The sequence below is a fragment of the Agarivorans sp. JK6 genome, assembly GCF_045277145.1.
Classification (GTDB): domain Bacteria; phylum Pseudomonadota; class Gammaproteobacteria; order Enterobacterales; family Celerinatantimonadaceae; genus Agarivorans; species Agarivorans albus.
The window spans coordinates 556,593-576,458 of sequence record NZ_CP113525.1 but is presented as its reverse complement, the minus strand read 5'-3'; the positions used below and the strand labels follow the sequence as shown (position 1 = coordinate 576,458).

Here is a 19,866-nt window from a genome sequence, read left to right as displayed (position 1 = left end):
ATGGCCGAAACGATGAAAATCGATATTCTGCGCTACCGCCCAGAAAGCGACAACGAGCCAGTATGGCAAAGCTACGACGTTCCTTACACCCGCGAAATGTCGCTGCTAGAAGCCTTGGCTTACATTAAAGACGAACTTGACCCAACCCTTAGCTACCGCTGGTCTTGCCGCATGGCTATTTGTGGTAGCTGCGGCATGATGGTAGATGGCGTTCCTAAGTTAGGCTGTAAAACCTTCTTGCGTGATTACCCCAATGGCATGAAGGTAGAAGCGCTAGCAAACTTTCCCATCGAACGTGATTTAGTTGTAGACATGAGCGACTTCATTGAGAAGTTAGAAGCCATAAAACCATACATCATCAACGATAATCCACGCGACTTAGAAGATGGCTGTCACACCCAATCACCTAAGCAAATGGCGCAATATCGTCAATTCTCGATGTGCATTAACTGTGGCCTTTGTTACGCGGCATGTCCGCAATATGGTTTGGATAAATCTTTCACTGGACCGGCTGCACTCGCACTATTGCACCGCTACAACCAAGACAGCCGTGACGCAGGCAAGGCCGAGCGTATGAAAATAGTCAACGCTGAAGAAGGCGCATGGGGCTGTACCTTTGTGGGTTACTGCTCAAAAGTCTGTCCGAAAGACGTCGATCCGGCCGCTGCTATTCAACTAGGCAAAGTAGATAGCGCTAAAGACTATGTGATAGCCATGTTCAAGCCAGGAGAGTAAGCATGAGCAAACGTAAACCTTATGAACGTAAGATGGGTGCAACTTGGTGGCTCAAAAATACTTTTCATACCAAGTACATCATCCGTGAAGGCTCAAGCCTAGTGATTGCCATTTACAGCTTTGTATTGCTGTTTGGTCTATTTCGTTTAAGCCAAGGGGCCGAGGCCTTTAACGGTTGGCTAGATGCAATGAGCCAACCAGGCTGGGTAGTATTTCACTTACTTAGCCTTGCCTGGACGCTTTATCACAGCATTACCTGGTTTAGCTTAGCCCCTAAAGCCGCCAACATTTGGCTAGGCCAAAAGCGCGTACCCGACAGCTGGATAGTAAGTGGAATGTACGGCGCTTTGGCTGTGATTAGCTTAGCTGGCTTAATCTTGGTTTTGATTTAGGAGACACCAATGAAACGTTCTAATGAACCTGTATTTTGGGGAATGTTTGGCGCTGGCGGCATGGTTGCTGCGCTATTCACTCCTATCGCTATTTTAATTACTGGCTTACTGGTGCCTATGGGGATTATTCCGGGCGAACAATTCTCCTATGAGCGACTCCTAGCCTTCTCCCAACACTGGTTAGGCGCAGCAGTAATTTGGATAGTGATTAGCCTGCCGTTATGGTTATGTATGCATCGCCTCTATCACACCCTGCATGACTTCGGCATTCACGCTGGCTACTTAGTAAAAGCATTGTTCTATGGCGTAGCCTTCGCTGGCTCAATCGCCTGCGCAACACTGCTGTTACTGGGCTTAGTATAAATAGCTAAAAACAAAGTGGGCTAAGTTAATTGCCCACTTTGTTTCACCACTACATCATCCCTAACTGCTCGCAATTTATTGCTGCTACCCGCTAAATGCTTCGATAAAACATATCGTACTAATCAGCCCAAATGCCAGCCAAGACAAGTGTTTGGCTTTGGTAAAAAACAGGGCTAGCAAAGCGCTCAGTAAAAACACACTGCCAATAATCAATAACAACAAAGTGTCGGCGGGTGAAGCGGTAAACAATAAAGCGGCGAAGCCCAGTGCGCATACCGACAATATATGCCAACAAAACCGCAGAGTGCCCTTGGTAAAATGATCACCGCCCAATAAATGCGGAATGTTATCGCGTTTAAACAAACGGATAAGAATGTACTTTTCACCTAAATAGGAATGCACCACCGCAATTAAGATCAATATCAGTGCCGCAACAGCAAGCAGCATATCTACTCCTTGGATTCGGAATTTAAAAAACTTAGTACCTAATATACCTTGTCAAAACATAGAACAGCGTAGCACTGCTGCTAAGTGTTGCTAGAGGAGTAAAGACAACAGACTCCCTATAGCAACACCCAGTTTAGTCATTTTGGTGAAAAATAGATGTAGAGAAGAAATGCGATAAAACTGCTTTAGCTGCGGATGCCGGAAGGAATAAAATATAATTAAGCCTAGTAAAAGGGCGGCCAGTGCAACAACACACTCAGTTAAAAACCAATTATCACAGATAACACTTTTACTAGCTTAAAGAGTAAATACGCTGAGCTGGGATCAGCCTACTTTCAAGTCTCGTTGGCAATTACGTTTAAGTAAACGAATTTCTGATTCTAACTGCATCTCTCGCTGTTTAAGCATATCCAATTCTGCTTCTTTACAAGCTAACTGCTCAAACACCCCGGTTGGGTAATCACCTGCGCCTTTTGCAAAACTCAGTTTATGGGAGTAACGCTTACTTACATGCCCTACAGGTGCTTCTATCACTGCTTCCATACTGATAACCTTTTTGTCATTAAGTGGGTCGTTGATTAAGCATTGCAGACAAATGGCGTTTGCGCAAAGTTTAAAATTGACTTAAATCAAAGCGATTAACGAGGAAATTTTATTCAACTAGCAAACATATTTTTCATCTAAAAAGTTAGTTGATCAAACTAGATCTTAAACAAAAAACGAAATAAAAAAGGGAGCCGAAGCTCCCTACTATTTTTTAAGTAGTGATTACTTTACACGGCCTACATATTCGGCGCTGCGAGTATCAACCTTAACCACTTCACCAATCTGAATAAACAATGGCACACGCACAACCGCACCAGTGCTTAAAGTTGCAGGTTTACCACCAGTACCGGCAGTATCACCCTTAAGGCCTGGATCTGTTTCTGTCACTTCTAACTCTACAAAGTTAGGTGGCATTACAGCAATTGGATTTTCGTTCCAAGTGGTAATAACACATACGTCTTGCTCAACTAACCACTTGGCTGTATCGCCCACTGCTTTTTCGTCAGCGGCGATTTGCTCAAACGTATCGTTGTTCATGAAATGGTAGAACTCGCCATCGTTGTATAAATAGGCTAATTCGTAATCCATTACGTCGGCAGCTTCTACAGATTCGCCCGACTTAAAGGTTTTTTCTAATACTTTACCGGTTAATAAACGGCGTAACTTAACGCGGTTAAATGCTTGGCCTTTGCCTGGTTTTACAAATTCGTTTTCTAGAATTGCGTAGGGTTCGCCGTCGAGCATAATTTTTAGCCCGCCTTTGAATTCACTGGTACTATATGACGCCATTTGGTCCTCTACTTACAAGGTAATATCAATTTCAATGTTGCGAATAATACCGCGAAACGACGCTGCTGTGCAGGGTAATTGGCAAAAAGAGCTGGCAAACGCCATCACAGATCCCAAAGATCTGCTGCAATTTTTGCAATTAGACCCGGAAAACTACCAATCAGACATTGCAGCCCGCAAGTTATTCCCAATGCGTGTACCTTTAAGCTTTGCTAAACGCATGCAAAAAGCCAATCCTAATGACCCACTGCTACTGCAAGTTTTGCCTCAACAGGCCGAGTTTATGGAAGTAGCAGGCTTTAACGAAGATCCCTTAGAAGAGCACCAAGCTGCTGCACCCGGTTTACTGCATAAATATAAAAGCCGAGTATTATTTATTGTACGCGGCGGTTGCGCAGTTAACTGTAGATATTGTTTTCGTCGCCACTTTCCTTATCAAGATAACAGCCCAAACAAACAGGGTTGGCAACAAGCGCTAGATTACATCGCACAAGATCAAGCTATTAATGAAGTGATTTTTAGTGGTGGCGACCCACTAATGGCTAACGACCAACAGCTTGCTTGGTTAATAGAACAACTAGAACAAATTCCTCACTTAAAACGGCTGCGTATTCACACTCGATTACCGGTGGTTATTCCAAGCCGAATTACTCACGAGCTGACTCAGCTACTGGCACAAACTCGTTTGCAAACCATTGTGGTAAGCCACATCAATCACCCCAACGAGATAAACCAAGAGCTAAGCAGCGCCTTTGCCAAATTACATGAAGCAGGCATTACCTTGCTAAACCAAGGAGTGCTGTTGAAGGATATAAACGATGATTCCAGCATTCTAGCGCAATTAAGTGAGGCCTTATTCTCGGCTAATATTTTGCCTTACTATTTATTTTTGCTCGACAAAGTTGCCGGCGCAGCCCATTACGATATTGACGAGCAAAGCGCAGTAGCGATAATGCAGGACTTATATCAACGCTTACCTGGCTTCTTAGTTCCTCGCTTAGCCCGCGAGCAAGCAGGCAAACGCAGTAAAACACCCATAGATATTGGCTTGAGCTAAACTATAGCAACAGAACAAGGCTTAACTCCGTTTTAAGTTAAGCGCGTATTCACCCAAATACAGCGACTACATTCATGGATAAAACCAAGCTCATTGAGCAAATACAAGAAAACCTCAAAGACATCTACCACAAGGCCATTGATGCCGACACGGTGATTCAGCAGCAACAAGAGCAAGGCAAAGCCAAGTATACCGAGTTATTTAAAGACAGTTTATTTAAGGCCAAAGATCGTCAGTTTTTGCCCTATGTGGAAGAGTTAGCCAGTGATTTGGTACTACTACAAGAAAGCCAAGACGATGAGCACTTTGTGACTCAACTAAAAGTAATGGTTGCCAAACTAGAGCAAATCCACGGCTTACTGGCCAACTTCAAACAACTTACTCGCTAGGGCTTTCTGCAAATGCTCTTAGGTAGGGGGAGAACTCTTCGGCTGGCGCCCACGCAGCAACAGCCGCTCCCAATACCAACACTTCTTTTGTAATCTCTTTAAGCTGCTCTAAATGCTGTTGATTCTCTACGCCATCTACCACTAATTTCACTCCCAAACGATTGGCAAACATCACCGTGGCGATCAACATAGGCTGTTTGTCGCTGGCATTAAGCAGATCCGACATTAAGGATTTAGCACCGCGCAAGTACTGTACTGGCAGGTGATTGAGCAACTCCAAGGGACATTCTGCACTACCAAAATTATCCAGTGATAAACTCACTCCAATTCGGCGTAACTCTCGAATCGCATCCACACAATCTAACAGCATTTGTTGGTCGCTATCGATAATGTTAATGATTAAGCGATGCGGCAATATTCGGCTCTCAATTAATACTTTATTCACCAGTACTAATAAATCGTTGTGTAAGGTGGATGAAGAAATCGACACTGCCAATTGCAAATTGGTATTTAAGCCATGCTGCCAACGCTTAAGCTGCTGAGTAGATGCACGAAGTACCCAAGATTCTAACGCCACTACACAGCCACAAGCGTGGGCAATGTCCACCAATTCGGCCTGCTCTACCCAGCCATAAACCGGATGTTCCCAGCGCGCTTGCACCTCTGCACCCACCACTTTGTCATTCGCCAAGTCCAAAATAGGTTGATAAAACAAGCTCAAATGCTGGTTTTCTAGAGCATCACGAAACTGGCTAAGTAAATGCTGCTCTCGCTCTTTGGCCAGCTGCATTTGCCCCTCGAAAAACTGCCAAGAGCTACACCGCGATTCCTGCTTAGCCTGATACATGGCGGTATCTGCTTGGCCTAATATAGTGAGCCAGTCGTCTTGGCTGTCTAAGGCGGTGCTAATACCAATGCTGGTGCCTACAAAGCATTCTCGGTCTTCCAAAGACATTGGCTTTTCTATCACGTTAATTAAACGCTGCGCAAAGCCAGAGCAGTCTTCACTTGAACGCACTCGTGTTTGCACAATGGCGAATTCATCACCACCTAAACGCACCGCGTAATCACAATGGCGCATTTGCCCGTTTAAACGCTGCGCCACCACATTTAAGATGCGGTCGCCATACTCGTGACCATAACTATCGTTAATGCCTTTAAAGCCGTTAAGATCTAGCACCATAATCGCGTAATCTCGGCGATTGTTTTCTAGGCTTGCAATAAATTCTCGTAATCCGGCCCGGTTAGGTAAGCCGGTGAGAACATCGTGATTAGCAAGATAGCGATTAATATGATTCTCACGCACTATCATCACAATTAAAATGGAGCCGCTAATTAACAGCGCACCAATGGCAAAAGACAAAATCAGCTGTAGTTGCAATAACTTAAAGTCAGTTTTCTTATCAAACTCGCTGTTTCGCTGAAACTCTTTATTCACCAAGGTATTGATAGGGGCAGAATACATGTTCAGCCGTTCAATCACCTGTACAAACTTCTCGTGACTAGGCGGTAAGGCTTGTAGCAGAGGCTCGATGCGCTGAACCTCTTGAAACAGCTCTCTAACCAGTTGTCTGGCAGACTTTATATTGTGAAAACCGGCGTTTTCTTGGCCTTCTAACAGCACCGGAAAACGGCTCCACAAAATGTCATAACGCAGCATTAAATCAGAATGCTTTACGCCACCAAGTCGGTAAAGTTGCAGCGCATTAATAAAGCGTCGATGCTCCATTTGCAACTGAACCACTGACCAAGACGTCGACGACTTAGGCGACTCAAGTAGCTGAATAATTTGCCTTAATTGATAAATACTGATGACCGCACTAACCACAAACAGCGATACAACTAAGGAAATTAAGAACTTCTTATATTTTTGCGGAAGCTGGGTAAGCCAATTCATCAATAGCTAGGCTCACTTAACAATAATGCTGCGCAACTGCCAAATCATAAAATCGTTATAAGGCATTTGCAGTAGTTCTGGGTGGTCGTCTATCGGCAGCATTAACCATAACGGGCCTTTATCACGCACCCGCATAGGGCGATCGTTATCAGACCAAGCCAAAATAGGCTCAAACTTTTCGATGTCGGAAAAGTCGATTTCAACTTCATAGTTATTTAAGGCCACTAGGGTAAGCTTGCTCGATTGAGCTCCCGCTAACTCGAGTACTTCGGCTACTTTTGGGCCTTTGTAGTGATGGCGGGTTTCAACCCAAGGATGGCGCGTAACAATGGTGTGCTGCGGCAAGGCCTGTAGCATCTTTAGGTCAAAGTCTGCTGCGCCTTGGTTATTTCCATGCAGAATAAGCCCGGCAATAGTTAATATAGGTTCGTCTTGTGGGCTGGGTAATTCAGCAGAGCTGAAAGAGGAACATACCAATAAACTTAATGCTAACAAAAATCGCATAACTCGTTCTCCTTAACGTGGTTAGCTGCGCTATATCTAGTTACTTCATCATAAACCATAGCGCATTTGCTGCAGTTGTATCCTGAGTATGCGGGAGTTTTAGCCAATAAAAAAGGGCAAGCTAAAAAGCCTTAGCTTTTTAGCGGTTAAGAAAGCCAATTAAAGCAAACCATCAATCACAAACCAACAAACTAGTTTTTGATTGGCTATGGATGCCCCCAACATCAGAAAGTTAGTCAGAAAAGTGATAAGCGGCTTAACTCGCTGGCTCTCCTTTGTTTATTCAGAGCACTTTTTAGCTCTCTATTACGCCAAGCTAGCTAAGTTTTGAACGATAACGAGAACATTATTTCTGGCTTAGATAACTACCCTCATCACTAATCACCAACACTTTCATCAATAACTCGAACTTAGCTGTTTGTTTTTGGCTCTAGTTGATGCAATATTACGCAGTATTTACTGATATTTGGTGTAAGTTGTTGTTAGTAAGCCAATTAATCATGTAATCACCAAACAAAAAACAGCCAATGCTAAAATGGAGTTTTACATTAGATGAAATGCAGAAATATTACTCAATTCACCCTTCTGGGATTGAGTATCGCTATAGTGGCCCCTTTTGCTCAGGCAACCGACGCCGACATGAACAAATGTATCGACCGAGCTGCACAAGCAGTTAGCGGAAACAAACTCGCGGGAGCTAAATCAGCCATTCCTCGCTGCTGGCGAACGTTACAGTCCAGCATCAACCAGCAAAACAATATTGATATTGAAGCGTATAGCAGTCAGCTACACCAAATCCAACACGACTTTGAGCAAGCAGGCGGTGATGCACTAGGCAAATTCTTGCTGATCACTGAGGTTGCACCGCTAGACACCAAGCACCATAAAGTCTTGGAGCAGATGCAAAATGAGCTGCGACAGTTACAGCGAGCTATTCAAAAGGGAAGCAGCGAAAAAACGGTTAATCGGCATAATGAGCGCTTTGAAGGCTACGCTAACCGCATTAAAAAAGCCGATCCAGATTATGACTTAAGCAGCAGCTATGCCCTACGCGACCAGCTTGTTGCGAAAACAGCACAGGCTGAGCCAAGTGCAACCGCAGCTTCAGTAACTGCATCTTCAACTACCACAAAGCAAGCGGAAGTAGACCAACAAGTTGCTAACAGCTCCGAGCAAAGCTCAAAGCAAAAGAAGAAAACTGCGCGCAGCACTGGTAACAAAACCAACGACGCTCTAAACAAATGTTTTAGCCAGTTGGATAGCGAGCTTCAATCAGCTCGTAACGATGGCTTTAGTCGTCAGTTCACCCGCTGCCAACGCGATCTGCAAAAAACAATTAACGCCCAAGATACCGATAACGCAGAGCATTATATTGCTCAACTAGACAACTATCATCAACGTGGCACTAACGAGCTAAAGATAGAGCTATTACCACCGCTAGTATTCTACCCACTTGAGCCGATTGACCGTAAAGCTAACACCCAAGTAAAGAACTTACAGAATGCCCTACAGCAAATTCATCGTGATATTTTTAAAGGAGCACCACTCGCTTCCTTGTCCAACACGGTCACTCGCTATGAACGTACACTTCAAAAACTTCAGACCGATTATCCAGACTATGATTTCAGCTTATACACCGAGCTAGCAGCCCGCTTGGACACACAAGCCAATGCTGCCGATGCCGAAGCACAAGAAGTGCGCCAGCAACGCCTGATACTCCAACAGCTAGATAGACAACTAATGACCTTATCCAGCCAGTTCTACATCACCGACAACTACATCGAGCAATGGGAAGCGATTGGCCCCTCTAGCGAATACACTGAAGGCATAGCAGAGTTCCGTGAGTTGTACGCCGATGATGAAAGTATCCAATTCTCCTTAGGCTTTATCGAAAAGTACTTTGCAGCCCTAGAAGACAATGCAGATAAACACTATCAGAAAGATCTGCTACCAATGCTGACAGCAATGGCCGAGTACCAAGATAACTCCGCGCAACGCTACTTCAGTAGCGCGCAAGCCGACAAGATGCGTGATGCCGATGCCCAGCTGAAAGCCCTTTTACCACGCTTGCAAAACGTACATGGTCACTCAGACGTTCTCAAGGACATCATCGCGAACCACCAAGAGCTATCAGCCGCACTTGAACAAAAAATCTCAGCTGGAGAGGCTACCATGCGCCAGCGCCTAGAGAGTGAGTTAAAAGACGCACGTATGCCAAAACCTGCCAGCAGCCAAGATAAGACCCATCAACAGCAAGTTGAAGAACAGCTAGCCAAGGTGATTGGGCGCACCGAAAGCTATGGCAAGCTAATATCGACTCCCATACGTACCAACAGCAATTGGACGCAAGAGAACCACCCGCTAACCGGCTTACCACAGCTGCAAAAAACTGTCTTCCATGCAGCGATGGAAGACCCAGAAGGTAATTGCCACATCATGCAATTGCACGTTGAGCGTGTTTACACAGGTGACGGCTGGAGCGGCCTAAATCTCACCAACTGGTGGAACGAATACCCCATCATGTGCTCGAAGACTTAAGCCTCATGATTTAACAACAAAACGCTCGACTATCGAGCGTTTTGTTTCCTTTCGCCAAACACAGCATCTAGAAATAAGCCGCTTGCTTCAAACAGTGTTTTACACGGCTTTAAAAGGCTTCAATAAATAGGTGATAGTTCTTTAGCAGCTAAGCTACTTATTGCATCAATTTCTTTATCACAGGCCCTCTAACACCTAGCCTGGTGGACACAACCTCATTCACAACTAGCCCACGCAATACTAAAAAACCAAGGTTTAAGCATAAAAAAAGCCCGTAAAGCAATGCTTTACGGGCTTTACGAAACTTTATGAGTTTCTATGAATAGCTGGAGCGATGATTTACATCATGCCGCCCATGCCACCCATACCACCCATTCCGCCCATGCCGCCCATATCTGGAGCGCCACCAGCAGCTTTATCTTCTGGCTTGTCGGTGATCATACATTCGGTAGTGATCATCAAACCAGCAACAGAGCCAGCAAACTGTAGTGCAGAACGGGTTACTTTAGTTGGGTCAAGAATACCCATCTCAAGCATGTCACCGTATACGCTAGTTCCAGCGTTGTAACCAAAGCTAGCTTCGCCTTCTTTCACTTTGTTAGCTACTACAGACGCTTCGTCACCTGCGTTGGTTACGATTTGACGAAGTGGAGCTTCCATAGCGCGAAGTGCTAAGCGAATACCTACGTTTTGGTCTTCGTTGTCACCTTCTAGGCCAGCAACTTTAGCTGCAGCGCGAACTAGTGCAACACCACCGCCAGCTACAACACCTTCTTCTACTGCTGCGCGAGTAGCGTGAAGAGCATCTTCTACGCGGTCTTTCTTCTCTTTCATTTCAACTTCAGTGGCAGCACCAACTTTAATTACTGCTACACCGCCAGCTAGTTTAGCTACACGCTCTTGAAGTTTTTCTTTGTCGTAGTCTGAAGAAGTATCTTCGATTTGCTGACGAATTTGAGAAACACGGCCTTGAATAGCAGCTTCTTCACCAACACCATCAATGATAGTTGTGTTGTCTTTAGAGATAACTACACGCTTCGCGCTACCTAAATCTTCTAAAGTAGCTTTTTCTAGCTCTAGGCCAACTTCTTCAGAGATAACAGTACCGTTAGTTAGAATAGCGATGTCTTGTAACATAGCTTTACGACGGTCGCCAAAGCCTGGTGCTTTAACAGCAGATACTTTAACAATACCGCGCATGTTGTTAACTACTAGAGTAGCTAGCGCTTCGCCTTCTAGATCTTCAGCAATGATAAGCAATGGCTTACCCGCTTTAGCTAGAGCTTCTAATAAAGGAAGCAACTCGCGAATGTTAGAGATTTTTTTATCAGCCAATAGAATGAACGGGTTGTCTAGTTCAACAGTGCCGTTTTCTTGGTTAGTGATGAAGTAAGGAGATAGGTAACCGCGGTCAAACTGCATACCTTCAACTACGTCTAACTCATCAGTTAGCGCTTGGCCTTCTTCAACAGTAATTACGCCTTCTTTACCTACTTTTTCCATTGCTTCAGCAATGATGTTACCAACGGTAGTATCAGAGTTAGCAGAGATAGTACCTACTTGGGCAATCGCTTTAGTATCTGCACAAGGAGCAGAAAGGCCTTTAAGTTCTTCTACAGCAGCTACAACTGCTTTGTCGATGCCGCGCTTAAGATCCATTGGGTTCATACCAGCTGCAACGGCTTTTAGGCCTTCGTTTACAATAGCTTGAGCCAATACTGTAGCAGTAGTGGTACCGTCACCGGCAGCATCGTTGGCTTGAGAAGCAACTTCTTTCACCATTTGTGCGCCCATGTTTTCGAACTTGTCTTCTAGTTCGATCTCTTTAGCTACCGAAACACCATCTTTAGTGATGGTTGGTGCGCCAAAAGATTTGTCTAGCACTACGTTACGGCCTTTAGGGCCTAGTGTAACTTTAACTGCGTCTGCTAGTACGTTTACACCCGCTAGCATTTTGCTGCGAGAATCATTTCCAAAAATTACGTCTTTAGCTGCCATGATACCTTTCCTAATATTCGTTCAGCTTTTTCTTAACCAGAAAAAAGGGAGATTATTCTACAATTGCTAGAATGTCTGACTCAGACATGATCAGCACTTCTTCGCCGTCAACTTTTTCAGTTTTAACGCCGTAGCCTTCGTTGAATACAACAGTGTCACCAACTTTTACGTCTAAGGCTTGGATTTCACCATTGTCAAGCATACGACCTTTGCCTACAGCAAGTACTTCACCACGAGTCGACTTTTCAGCCGCAGAGCCAGTAAGCACGATGCCACCAGCTGATTTACTCTCTTGGTCTTTACGTTTGATGATAACGCGGTCATGCAACGGACGGATGTTCATTGCTATCTCTCCTTAAATAAAACAATCGTGTTTTGTCTATGAAAATGCAGCCAGGGGCCACAAAGCTTTAATGTTGATTTTAAGATGGGGGCGTAAACGCTGCATACAAGGGTTGCTAGCAATTTTTTTTTGGTTTTTTGTCTTAAAAACTTGGCCAATATCAAAATGAAAACATTTTCAGTTACAAATTTTACAAAAAACACTTGAACCCAGACAAAAATTTGAGCAGGATCACAGCGACTGGTCGTACTAGACAGTTATACCAACAATTAGATAACAAACTAATAACAAATGTTGGTTTTATTTGGCGTAACAGCGGGAGCACTTGATTATGCAGCAAATCTATATTGCATTTGAGCGTTTAAGTGGTTTTCTAAGCAAAGAGAAAACTGTTTACTTACCTTTTCAAGGTAGCGTTAAAGAAGCCGAAGAGCATCTACGTTCCGACGAGTTTGATTCGTTTTTGTCTACCAGCAAAGGCTTGAATCCTCGAGTGGTAACACAAAGGCACTAATTGCCTGAGCAACAATTATCTATAAAAAAAGAAGGGCTAATGCCCTTCTTTTTTTTATATCCAAGTTTTGTTATCAGTCGTCCTTTCTTTCGAATTCACCCTCAATGGTGCTGCCTGGCTTGTTATCAACCTTGCCGCTAGGTGGATTGGCGTCTTTCACATTGCCCTCCCCTGGTGTTTGAAAACGCATAGACTGCATTTTTAAGGCCTGAGACTTTAACACTCGAGCAGCCAATAGCGCTCGTAGTGGCGGTAGTAAAATAAGCAAACCGAAGAAATCGGTAATAAAGCCTGGCATCACTAACATTGCACCTGCAATGATTAGCATTAGGCCTTCAATCATTTGTTGAGCAGGGGTTTCTCCTCGCTCCATTGCCGAACGCGCCTGAAAAGCGGTTTGTAATCCTTGGCTACGAACTAGAGATGCACCAACCAATGCAGTAAGAATGGTTAAGGCAATAGCGCTTAACGCGCCCATTTGGCTGCCCACCTGAATCAACACATAAATCTCTGCGTAAGACAGGCCAGCAAACAATAAAAATACATATAAAAACAAGGCGTAGTTCCTCAAAGTCATGGAGAAGCTGAAAATCTGCTTCACCTTAAGGGTAAAATATGAGGGCAGTTGGAGCAAATTTAAAGGCTTATGCTCAATAAACCAGCAAACAACAGGACATTTCGCTTATTTAATGGCGCTTCAATAGCTACTTTCTACACTCAAAGTGACATCTGCTTACCAGAGGCTCAATATGGAAACCGCTTGCTATTTAGTTCTCACCACTTTTGATAATGTAGACGCTGCTCAGCGCTTTGCGCAGCAGCTTGTAGAAAAAAAATTGGCGGCTTGTGTTAATATTTTGCCGCAAGTCAGGTCTATTTATCGCTGGCAAGACAATATTGAATCCAGTAGTGAGGTACAGCTGCAAATTAAAACCAATTTGCGCTGCTTACATTCCTTACAGTGTTATTTTAAACAGCATCATCCCTATGATTGCCCAGAATTTATTGCGCTACCCATTGAACAAGGAGCGAGTGACTACCTGAAATGGCTAAACGATTCTTTACAATAGTATTTTTGCTCTGCTTGAGCTTACCGAGTATTGCCGACAACCTACTCGACCAACTGCCCGGCCTAAAGGCCTCTCCTAGTTCTAATGCAAATGAATTCTTACCTGTAGATAGCGCTTTTGCCTTCAACTTTATTGAGCAAGACGGTGCCCTGCACCTTAGTTGGCAAGTTGCCGAGCAATACTATCTTTACCAAGCTCAGTTTAAAGTTGTGGCAGACGGCCAGTCGATTGATTTAAGCAAACTACTGCCACAAGGTAAGCTATATAACGATGCTTACTTTGGTGAAGTGTTTATTTACCCGCAAGATGTCTCTTTCTCTGTACCGCTTAACCAGCTAAATCAAGCCAATAATATTCAGGTCACTTATCAAGGCTGTGCCGAAGCCGGCTTATGTTACCCGCCAGAAACCAAGCAAGCTTTTCTTTCACAATCTTCAGCAGCTAATGCTGCAACACAAGCGCCCAGCACAACACCAGCTGCACCAATTGCAAACAACGAAGGCTCGGTTCCCATTAGCCAACAATGGGTGCTGGCCGATCGCCTCACCAACAACAATATTTGGCTAAATGTATTGCTGTTTTTTGTATTAGGCATTGGCCTCGCTTTTACGCCTTGTGTATTTCCTATGTATCCCATTCTTACCGGCATTATTGCCGGTGCGGGAAAACAGCTAAGCACTAAGCGCGCCTTTAGTTTATCGATGGCCTATGTGCAAGGTATGGCGGCTACCTTTACCGCCTTAGGCTTAGTGGTGGCCAGCGCGGGTTTACAGTTTCAAGCGGCGCTGCAACACCCAATCATATTAGGCGGCTTAGCCGTGCTCTTTGTGGTGCTAGCGCTGTCTATGTTTGGCTTGTTTAACCTACAACTGCCCAGCAGCCTGCAGCAAAAGCTAAATAGCTTAAGTAACCAGCAGCAGGCAGGTTCGTTATCAGGTGCTGCCATTATGGGCATGATATCTGGCCTAGTCGCCTCTCCTTGCACCGCCGCCCCACTCTCTGGGGTACTGATTTACGTAGCGCAAAGTGGCGATCTCGCCTTAGGCGCGATTACCCTATACAGCTTGAGTTTAGGAATGGGATTACCCTTGTTGCTGTTAGGCGCGAGTAGCGGTCGTTTACTGCCAAAAGCGGGGGCGTGGATGAACCACGTAAAAACCTTCTTTGGGGTAATGCTGCTTGCGGTTGCCATTTTAATGCTAGAGCGTTTTTTATCTGCCGAAGCTATTCGCATCCTGTGGGCTGCATTAGTCATTGGCGCCAGTGGTTATTACTATCATCAAAACCGCTTAGCCCTATTAAGTGGCTGGCAAACCTTTAGGCAACTATTGCTGCTAGCAATAATGGCGATCAGCTTGTTGTGGGCCGCTCAACCATGGTTTGCACCTGCGCCAGCCCAGCAGCAGGGAGAGTTTATTCAAGTGGCCAACCTAGAAGAAATGCAGCAACAGCTGCAACTAGCGGCACAGCAAGGAAAACCTGCTTTAGTGGATTTTTATGCAGACTGGTGCACCGCCTGTAAAGATTTTGAGAATAAGACTTTTCACGCGCCACAAGTTGCAGAAAAGCTGGATAAGATGGTGCTAATCCAAGCTGACGTTACTCAAACTAATGCCACAGCCATTAAGCTGCTCAATCATTATGAAGTGCTAGGTTTGCCCACCATATTGCTGTTTGACCAAAGCGGTGAAGAGTTAAAACAAGCCAGAGTCACCGGCTTTATGAACGCCGAAGCCTTTACCGCACATTTAATTCTTAACGGTTTATAAGCCATAAAAAAGCCACCCTAGGGTGGCTTTTTTATTCATTATTGCGAGTGAAGCTTAGGCAAACTTAAAACCTTGTACTAAGTCTACCTGCTCCTTAGCTACAGATTCCAAATCATCGCTCAAGCGGTTTAGCTCAGTTACAACCGTAAGGTTTTGCTGAGCAGCGCTAGAGATGGTTTCCATACTGCAAGACACATCTACACTGGTGGTTTGCTGTTGGTTAGTTGCCACACTAATCTCTTCGTTAAGCAGTGATAAATGTTCAATGTGGCTGGCAATATCACCAATTTTTTGGTTAATCGCATTCACGTTACTCGCATTTAGCTCCATGCTCTTATTACACTGCTCAATTTCCTTCACGGCTAGCTCGGTATCTTGCTGCAAACCACCAATCATAGTTTGAATTTCGGTAGTAGAGGAAGCTGTGCGCTGGGCTAACTGGCGAACTTCGTCTGCTACTACCGCAAACCCGCGGCCTTGCTCACCCGCACGTGCTGCCTCAATGGCGGCATTAAGCGCTAGCAAATTAGTTTGCTGGGTTATGCCTTCAATCACTTCTAGTATGCCAAAGATAGCGTTACTACTTTCGCTCACATGTTTCACTCTGTCGGTTGAGCTAGCGATGTTAGAGGCCAAAGCTTGGTTGTTTTCTAAGGCTTCTTCGGTGAGGCGAACGCCATCTTGCGTGCTATCGCTGATCTCTCGCATACCTTGTGCAGCAGAGTCTGCTCGGCGCGCGACATCTTGAATCGCCTGCTCCATTTCAGTCATGGCGGCCGACACAGTAATACATTGGCTACGCTGCTCATCCAGCTGCTTCATTATGTCGCTACCATGCTGACGGTTTACGGTAGAGGCTTGCCCTAGCGCTTCACTCTTTTCACGTAAGCCCGTTACGGTGTCTCGCTGCTGTTCAATAACCTGGTTTAGTTGGTTGCTTAACATGCCAAACTCATTGCCACTTTGATACTGACAGCGCTGGCTCAAATCACCGTCGGCTAAGTGCTTAAGGGTATTAATCAATTGCTTCAGCGGAGTTCTAATCAACTGCTGAATAATTAAACCCATGGCGATACAGAACAAAATAGTAAGAGGAATAACCACCGCACCACTGTTTATCAAGGTAGAAATGCTGCCAGAAGCTTCTTCGATTTGCTGCTCGGTGGCGCTTTGGCTCTCTGCAGTAAGTGCACTTAAATTACTATTCACGTCTTGTAGCTGATCAGTAATTGAGGCTTTAAGCTTCATCAGTTTGTTTTGCTTAATTAGGTATTGTTGGTATTGACCTAACAGGCCACCAAACTCGGTCACTTCGTTAAGCAACCAAGGAATTTGTGTTACTAGCTCATGCTCACCTTGTGCATCTTTTAGTTCTTTCTCAATAATCAAATCACCAAAGTCTTCTTCCACAAAAGTTTTGGTTTCACGATTACTGGTAATCACCTTTGAGACTTCGCGAGGATCGGTAGAGTTAAGCACATTAATGGTTGCCAACTGCATAGCCGAGAGATCGGAACTAACTGCTTCAAGCAAAATCTTAAGCATACTAGGGTCTTCTTCATCAAACAGCTGACCTAGTAATAAATTAATGCGTAGTGATATACCTTGGAAGCTAGCAGTACGCTCAGTTAAGGAAGTGCCGCTAGAAATTACATCTTGATGCAACTCAATAAGGTATTCTGCATCTTCGAATAACAATTCATTTTGCTGTTGAACAAGGCTAAAGTTTTCACTTTCTACGCCATTTTCCGACAACCAATTTACCAATACTTGCTCTGCCGCTTGGTAATCGGCCACGCGTTGATGGTATTGCTCAATAAGTTGATTAACTTTTTGTTCATCGCGTTCTTGAATGGTGTTATTCAGCACACGTTCTACAGCGGTTAAACTACGATCAAGCTGGTTCGTATGTCCCATTAAAGGGAAAGCTTGAGTGATCACTTCACCCATTGTGTTTTCTGCCTGTTGCATTTGTTTCCATGCAACTAAACCGAGCACCAGCAATACGATACATAGCATTGAAAATGTCGCCAGAATCAACTGGGTAATGGACAATTTTTTATGTACTAGCATCTTTAATCTCACTTCTTTAATTAGTTCACTTCCGTATGTAAGCGCTTACATAATAACCGTGCGACTAGCTGCTAAAGATTATGTTTTCATAATATAAATTTATGAAAACACGTTTTCGAGAGCTGCTCGATCTTTATGCTGAGGTTAATAATATGTTACTGATTAAAAGGGTGATTTGGCTCATAAAACCAGAATAGGCAAGGCTTAAGCCGTGGCACAAAGCACATTCTAGTTATGAAATAAAATTAGTTTTGGCTTGCTATACAGAAACGCTATAGCCGAGTAAGCTAGGCACGTAGACTAACGATGAGCTCAATATGCAACTTGGAAAAATTAACTTAAATTTACTCAGTGCATTATATTATTTACTGCAAGAACAAAGTGTTACTCGCGCTGCAGAAAAAATGCACCTAAGCCAGTCGGCCATGAGTAAACACTTAGCAAAATTACGCGAAGTATTTGGCGACCCTTTACTGGTGCGAGTGCAAGGACAACTACAGGCAACGCCCAAAGGCATTGAGTTAAAAGCCCAAGTAGCACCGTTGTTAGATTCTGTGGAAAACTTGCTACACCAACAAGCCTTTGAGCCTAGCTTATGCCAGCGTACTTTCACCATTGCTACCTCAGACTATGTAAGTGAACACTTACTGCCAAAAGTTCTCGGTGGTATCTACCAGCAAGCGCCTCAGCTAAATATTGAGCTATGTAACTGGGACCATACCACTAATAGGCTATTACACAGTGGCGAAGTAGACCTAGGCATGACACTGCCTCCCCGCGATAGCACTGAGTTACACGCTACCACCTTAGGCACCGATCACTTAGTGTGTTTAATGCACCAACAACACCCCTATTTATCGATAGCGCAACCCAGCATGAGCGACTACTGCCGCTACCCACACGCCATCATTACTACTGGTGCAGACAAAAACAGCCATATTGACCGCCACCTTAGCCAGCAAGGTTTACAGCGCCAAATTCAATTTCGCGCCTCTTCCTATCCAGCCACGGTTCAAATCCTCAGTGAGACAAGATTCATTCTTACCTTGCCCGCCAAAATCGCCAAACAACTGCTAAAACAGCGCCCTTTAGCAATGGTTGCTTTGCCCTTTGAGGTTAGCCCTTTTGACTACTCGTTGATTTGGCATCATCGCAACCACCACGATCCCGCTCACACTTGGTTTAGACAGCAAATCCATCAAGCAATGACTTAGCCATGTAAGCACTTACTTACCTTATTACTCTTAGATTAAATGGCTTTGCTAACCAACAGCCATATGTTGCTGATGTTGAATACCAAATTGCTGCCGGTAGCTTTCCATAGTCATTGCCATTTGTTTTTTAAATAAACGACGAAAACTGCTTTCGTCTTGATAGCCAACTTCCAACACAATTTTATTGCTGGGTAATTGGGTCGCCTCGAGTAGGCTGCAAGCTTGATTTACCCTAAGCCGCTGAAGATACTGCAAGGGGGAGCAATCTAGGGCCGCAGCAAAGCGGCGCTTTAGTTGGCGATCACTAATGTTTAATTCTTGAGCCACTTCCACCATGCTAATGTCTTGGCTGCTATTTCGCTGCAAGTAAAGCTGGGCCTGTTGCACTAAGGCATCTTGATGCTCCGGCTGATACTGGTGAGCACGATAAGGCGCAGCTGGCGGGGCATTAAGATCCATCATCAGCAACTTGGCGGTATTGATGGCTGTTTGATGCCCGGCAAAGCGCTCTACAAGACGCAGCACTAAATACTCATAAGCCATACTGCCACCAATCGAACACAGTAAATTGCCATACTCAGCAATGGTATTCTGGCTATCAATAGTTAAGTGCGGAAAGGCACGGCGGAAGTGGTGCTCATTACGCCAATGCATTAATGCCGGATTCTTGCCCAGCAAATCGGCTTGCGCTAGCAAAAAAGCGCCAGTGCACATACACACGATCATTTTGTTATCTGCTACATGCTGCTGAAGCACAGGTATCATTACTTCGCTTTGGCGCATCGCCGTTTGCACTTTTTCAAAGTTGCTAGCTGATTGATAAATGCCAGGAATGATCCATATGTCGGGTTGTTCAGAACGCGCTATAAAACTAGCTAAATCGCAATCGGCCTCAATGCGCAATCCATTGGTGGGAGTAACCCTATTACCATCTAGCGAAACCAGCTCCCACTCAAACAACGGCATGGCACCAGATTTAATCAAGCTGTAATTAGCCGCAATAAGCGCATCTAATATGCCATTAATACCCGTGCCAAAGCAGTTATCCATTAACAAAATTGCAGCTTTCATAACCCTGTCCATTTTCACCATCACAATGGCAAATATGACACTTTTTAAGCTTGTCAGCAAATAGGATACTAGGGTCTGTTGATCTTTGGTGTTGAAATTTTGTTCGAGATAAGCGGACTTTAATCGCGGCGAGCACTTAGAAGCCTAGTGGGCTAAG

Annotated in this window: 20 protein-coding genes; 10 read left to right on the top strand and 10 right to left on the bottom strand. The window is 44.5% G+C overall.

Features of this window, described 5'->3' with window-relative positions; translation table 11 throughout:
• From OV592_RS02765 to frdD, 3 genes are read left to right on the top strand one after another with little or no spacing between them, the layout of a single operon-like run.
• Nucleotides 1–735 (top strand): succinate dehydrogenase/fumarate reductase iron-sulfur subunit, encoded by a 735-nt coding sequence (locus tag OV592_RS02765; protein WP_406610310.1) that lies wholly within the window; start codon nt 1–3, stop codon nt 733–735.
• Between the two features lie 2 nt (nt 736–737).
• Nucleotides 738–1,127, top strand: a complete 390-nt coding sequence (locus OV592_RS02760) for a fumarate reductase subunit C (RefSeq protein WP_016402023.1) — start codon at nt 738–740, stop codon at nt 1,125–1,127.
• A gap of 9 nt (nt 1,128–1,136) precedes the next feature.
• Entirely contained in the window at nt 1,137–1,490 is a 354-nt protein-coding gene (frdD, locus tag OV592_RS02755) for a fumarate reductase subunit FrdD (RefSeq protein ID WP_406610309.1), read from the top strand.
• 84 nt (nt 1,491–1,574) lie between these two features.
• Here the strand turns inward: frdD and OV592_RS02750 are convergent, their stop codons facing one another.
• The 3 genes from OV592_RS02750 to efp all read right to left on the bottom strand — a co-directional run bounded on the left by OV592_RS02750 (nt 1,575) and on the right by efp (nt 3,272).
• Nucleotides 1,575–1,937 carry a hypothetical protein gene (locus OV592_RS02750; protein ID WP_406610307.1) on the bottom strand — a complete coding sequence of 121 codons (363 nt, stop codon included), beginning with the start codon at nt 1,935–1,937 and terminating at the stop codon, nt 1,575–1,577.
• 324 nt (nt 1,938–2,261) lie between these two features.
• On the bottom strand, nt 2,262–2,480 hold the full coding sequence (locus OV592_RS02745; RefSeq protein WP_016402026.1) for a hypothetical protein: 219 nt from the start codon (nt 2,478–2,480) through the stop codon (nt 2,262–2,264).
• 225 nt (nt 2,481–2,705) lie between these two features.
• Nucleotides 2,706–3,272, bottom strand: a complete 567-nt coding sequence (efp, locus tag OV592_RS02740) for an elongation factor P (protein WP_040307242.1) — start codon at nt 3,270–3,272, stop codon at nt 2,706–2,708.
• 34 nt (nt 3,273–3,306) lie between these two features.
• Here efp and epmB point away from each other — a divergent pair, with 34 nt between their 5' ends.
• Nucleotides 3,307–4,329 carry an EF-P beta-lysylation protein EpmB gene (gene epmB, locus OV592_RS02735; protein WP_406610305.1) on the top strand — a complete coding sequence of 341 codons (1,023 nt, stop codon included), beginning with the start codon at nt 3,307–3,309 and terminating at the stop codon, nt 4,327–4,329.
• Between the two features lie 74 nt (nt 4,330–4,403).
• The gene (gene priC / locus OV592_RS02730; protein ID WP_016402029.1) at nt 4,404–4,718 is read left to right on the top strand and encodes a primosomal replication protein PriC; all 315 of its coding nucleotides are present in this window, start codon (nt 4,404–4,406) and stop codon (nt 4,716–4,718) included.
• On the opposite strand, the gene OV592_RS02725 is transcribed toward priC, so the two are convergent.
• Together OV592_RS02725 and OV592_RS02720 are read right to left on the bottom strand one after the other, a co-directional pair.
• The gene (locus tag OV592_RS02725) at nt 4,708–6,615 is read right to left on the bottom strand and encodes a bifunctional diguanylate cyclase/phosphodiesterase (protein ID WP_016402030.1); all 1,908 of its coding nucleotides are present in this window, start codon (nt 6,613–6,615) and stop codon (nt 4,708–4,710) included. The two genes, priC and OV592_RS02725, sit on opposite strands and share 11 nt — an antisense overlap.
• A gap of 12 nt (nt 6,616–6,627) precedes the next feature.
• Nucleotides 6,628–7,119: a molybdopterin-binding oxidoreductase gene (locus OV592_RS02720; protein ID WP_152785556.1), complete on the bottom strand. Its 492-nt coding sequence runs from the start codon at nt 7,117–7,119 to the stop codon at nt 6,628–6,630.
• 552 nt (nt 7,120–7,671) lie between these two features.
• Between OV592_RS02720 and OV592_RS02715 the strand changes: the two genes are divergently transcribed.
• Nucleotides 7,672–9,657: a hypothetical protein gene (locus OV592_RS02715; RefSeq protein ID WP_406610304.1), complete on the top strand. Its 1,986-nt coding sequence runs from the start codon at nt 7,672–7,674 to the stop codon at nt 9,655–9,657.
• Nucleotides 9,658–9,996: 339 nt separating this feature from the next.
• On the opposite strand, the gene groL is transcribed toward OV592_RS02715, so the two are convergent.
• Both groL and OV592_RS02705 read right to left on the bottom strand, forming a co-directional pair.
• Nucleotides 9,997–11,655: a chaperonin GroEL gene (gene groL, locus OV592_RS02710; protein WP_016402034.1), complete on the bottom strand. Its 1,659-nt coding sequence runs from the start codon at nt 11,653–11,655 to the stop codon at nt 9,997–9,999.
• Nucleotides 11,656–11,707: 52 nt separating this feature from the next.
• Nucleotides 11,708–11,998, bottom strand: a complete 291-nt coding sequence (locus OV592_RS02705; protein WP_016402035.1) for a co-chaperone GroES — start codon at nt 11,996–11,998, stop codon at nt 11,708–11,710.
• Nucleotides 11,999–12,329: 331 nt separating this feature from the next.
• On the opposite strand from OV592_RS02705, the gene OV592_RS02700 reads away from it, so the two are divergent.
• Nucleotides 12,330–12,512, top strand: a complete 183-nt coding sequence (locus OV592_RS02700) for a hypothetical protein (RefSeq protein WP_016402036.1) — start codon at nt 12,330–12,332, stop codon at nt 12,510–12,512.
• Nucleotides 12,513–12,585: 73 nt separating this feature from the next.
• Here OV592_RS02700 and OV592_RS02695 read toward each other — a convergent pair whose 3' ends face one another.
• Nucleotides 12,586–13,068, bottom strand: coding sequence for an FxsA family protein (locus OV592_RS02695; RefSeq protein ID WP_016402037.1), 483 nt, complete (start codon nt 13,066–13,068; stop codon nt 12,586–12,588).
• 193 nt (nt 13,069–13,261) lie between these two features.
• Here OV592_RS02695 and cutA point away from each other — a divergent pair, with 193 nt between their 5' ends.
• Nucleotides 13,262–13,582, top strand: coding sequence for a divalent-cation tolerance protein CutA (gene cutA / locus OV592_RS02690; protein WP_016402039.1), 321 nt, complete (start codon nt 13,262–13,264; stop codon nt 13,580–13,582).
• Nucleotides 13,558–15,351, top strand: coding sequence for a protein-disulfide reductase DsbD (locus OV592_RS02685; protein ID WP_406610302.1), 1,794 nt, complete (start codon nt 13,558–13,560; stop codon nt 15,349–15,351). Before cutA ends, OV592_RS02685 begins: the two co-directional genes overlap by 25 nt.
• 54 nt (nt 15,352–15,405) lie before the next feature.
• On the opposite strand, the gene OV592_RS02680 is transcribed toward OV592_RS02685, so the two are convergent.
• Nucleotides 15,406–17,424 (bottom strand): methyl-accepting chemotaxis protein, encoded by a 2,019-nt coding sequence (locus OV592_RS02680; RefSeq protein WP_406610300.1) that lies wholly within the window; start codon nt 17,422–17,424, stop codon nt 15,406–15,408.
• Between the two features lie 317 nt (nt 17,425–17,741).
• On the opposite strand from OV592_RS02680, the gene OV592_RS02675 reads away from it, so the two are divergent.
• Nucleotides 17,742–18,638: a LysR family transcriptional regulator gene (locus OV592_RS02675; protein WP_016402042.1), complete on the top strand. Its 897-nt coding sequence runs from the start codon at nt 17,742–17,744 to the stop codon at nt 18,636–18,638.
• A 48-nt stretch (nt 18,639–18,686) separates the two neighbouring features.
• Here OV592_RS02675 and OV592_RS02670 read toward each other — a convergent pair whose 3' ends face one another.
• Nucleotides 18,687–19,709, bottom strand: a complete 1,023-nt coding sequence (locus tag OV592_RS02670) for a GlxA family transcriptional regulator (protein WP_406610299.1) — start codon at nt 19,707–19,709, stop codon at nt 18,687–18,689.
• Between the last annotated feature and the right edge of the window lie 157 nt (nt 19,710–19,866).

What these genes read in the sequence shown, in the direction of transcription:
- groL (WP_016402034.1), bottom strand. Translation starts at nt 11,655, where the DNA reads ATGGCAGCTAAAGACGTAATTTTTGGAAATGATTCTCGCAGCAAAATG.
- OV592_RS02750 (WP_406610307.1), bottom strand. Translation starts at nt 1,937, where the DNA reads ATGCTGCTTGCTGTTGCGGCACTGATATTGATCTTAATTGCGGTGGTG.
- priC (WP_016402029.1), top strand. Translation starts at nt 4,404, where the DNA reads ATGGATAAAACCAAGCTCATTGAGCAAATACAAGAAAACCTCAAAGAC.
- OV592_RS02720 (WP_152785556.1), bottom strand. Translation starts at nt 7,119, where the DNA reads ATGCGATTTTTGTTAGCATTAAGTTTATTGGTATGTTCCTCTTTCAGC.
- OV592_RS02705 (WP_016402035.1), bottom strand. Translation starts at nt 11,998, where the DNA reads ATGAACATCCGTCCGTTGCATGACCGCGTTATCATCAAACGTAAAGAC.
- efp (WP_040307242.1), bottom strand. Translation starts at nt 3,272, where the DNA reads ATGGCGTCATATAGTACCAGTGAATTCAAAGGCGGGCTAAAAATTATG.
- OV592_RS02675 (WP_016402042.1), top strand. Translation starts at nt 17,742, where the DNA reads ATGCAACTTGGAAAAATTAACTTAAATTTACTCAGTGCATTATATTAT.
- OV592_RS02700 (WP_016402036.1), top strand. Translation starts at nt 12,330, where the DNA reads ATGCAGCAAATCTATATTGCATTTGAGCGTTTAAGTGGTTTTCTAAGC.
- OV592_RS02685 (WP_406610302.1), top strand. Translation starts at nt 13,558, where the DNA reads ATGGCTAAACGATTCTTTACAATAGTATTTTTGCTCTGCTTGAGCTTA.
- epmB (WP_406610305.1), top strand. Translation starts at nt 3,307, where the DNA reads ATGTTGCGAATAATACCGCGAAACGACGCTGCTGTGCAGGGTAATTGG.
- OV592_RS02715 (WP_406610304.1), top strand. Translation starts at nt 7,672, where the DNA reads ATGAAATGCAGAAATATTACTCAATTCACCCTTCTGGGATTGAGTATC.
- cutA (WP_016402039.1), top strand. Translation starts at nt 13,262, where the DNA reads ATGGAAACCGCTTGCTATTTAGTTCTCACCACTTTTGATAATGTAGAC.
- OV592_RS02745 (WP_016402026.1), bottom strand. Translation starts at nt 2,480, where the DNA reads ATGGAAGCAGTGATAGAAGCACCTGTAGGGCATGTAAGTAAGCGTTAC.
- OV592_RS02670 (WP_406610299.1), bottom strand. Translation starts at nt 19,709, where the DNA reads ATGAAAGCTGCAATTTTGTTAATGGATAACTGCTTTGGCACGGGTATT.
- OV592_RS02760 (WP_016402023.1), top strand. Translation starts at nt 738, where the DNA reads ATGAGCAAACGTAAACCTTATGAACGTAAGATGGGTGCAACTTGGTGG.
- OV592_RS02725 (WP_016402030.1), bottom strand. Translation starts at nt 6,615, where the DNA reads ATGAATTGGCTTACCCAGCTTCCGCAAAAATATAAGAAGTTCTTAATT.
- OV592_RS02680 (WP_406610300.1), bottom strand. Translation starts at nt 17,424, where the DNA reads ATGCTAGTACATAAAAAATTGTCCATTACCCAGTTGATTCTGGCGACA.
- OV592_RS02765 (WP_406610310.1), top strand. Translation starts at nt 1, where the DNA reads ATGGCCGAAACGATGAAAATCGATATTCTGCGCTACCGCCCAGAAAGC.
- frdD (WP_406610309.1), top strand. Translation starts at nt 1,137, where the DNA reads ATGAAACGTTCTAATGAACCTGTATTTTGGGGAATGTTTGGCGCTGGC.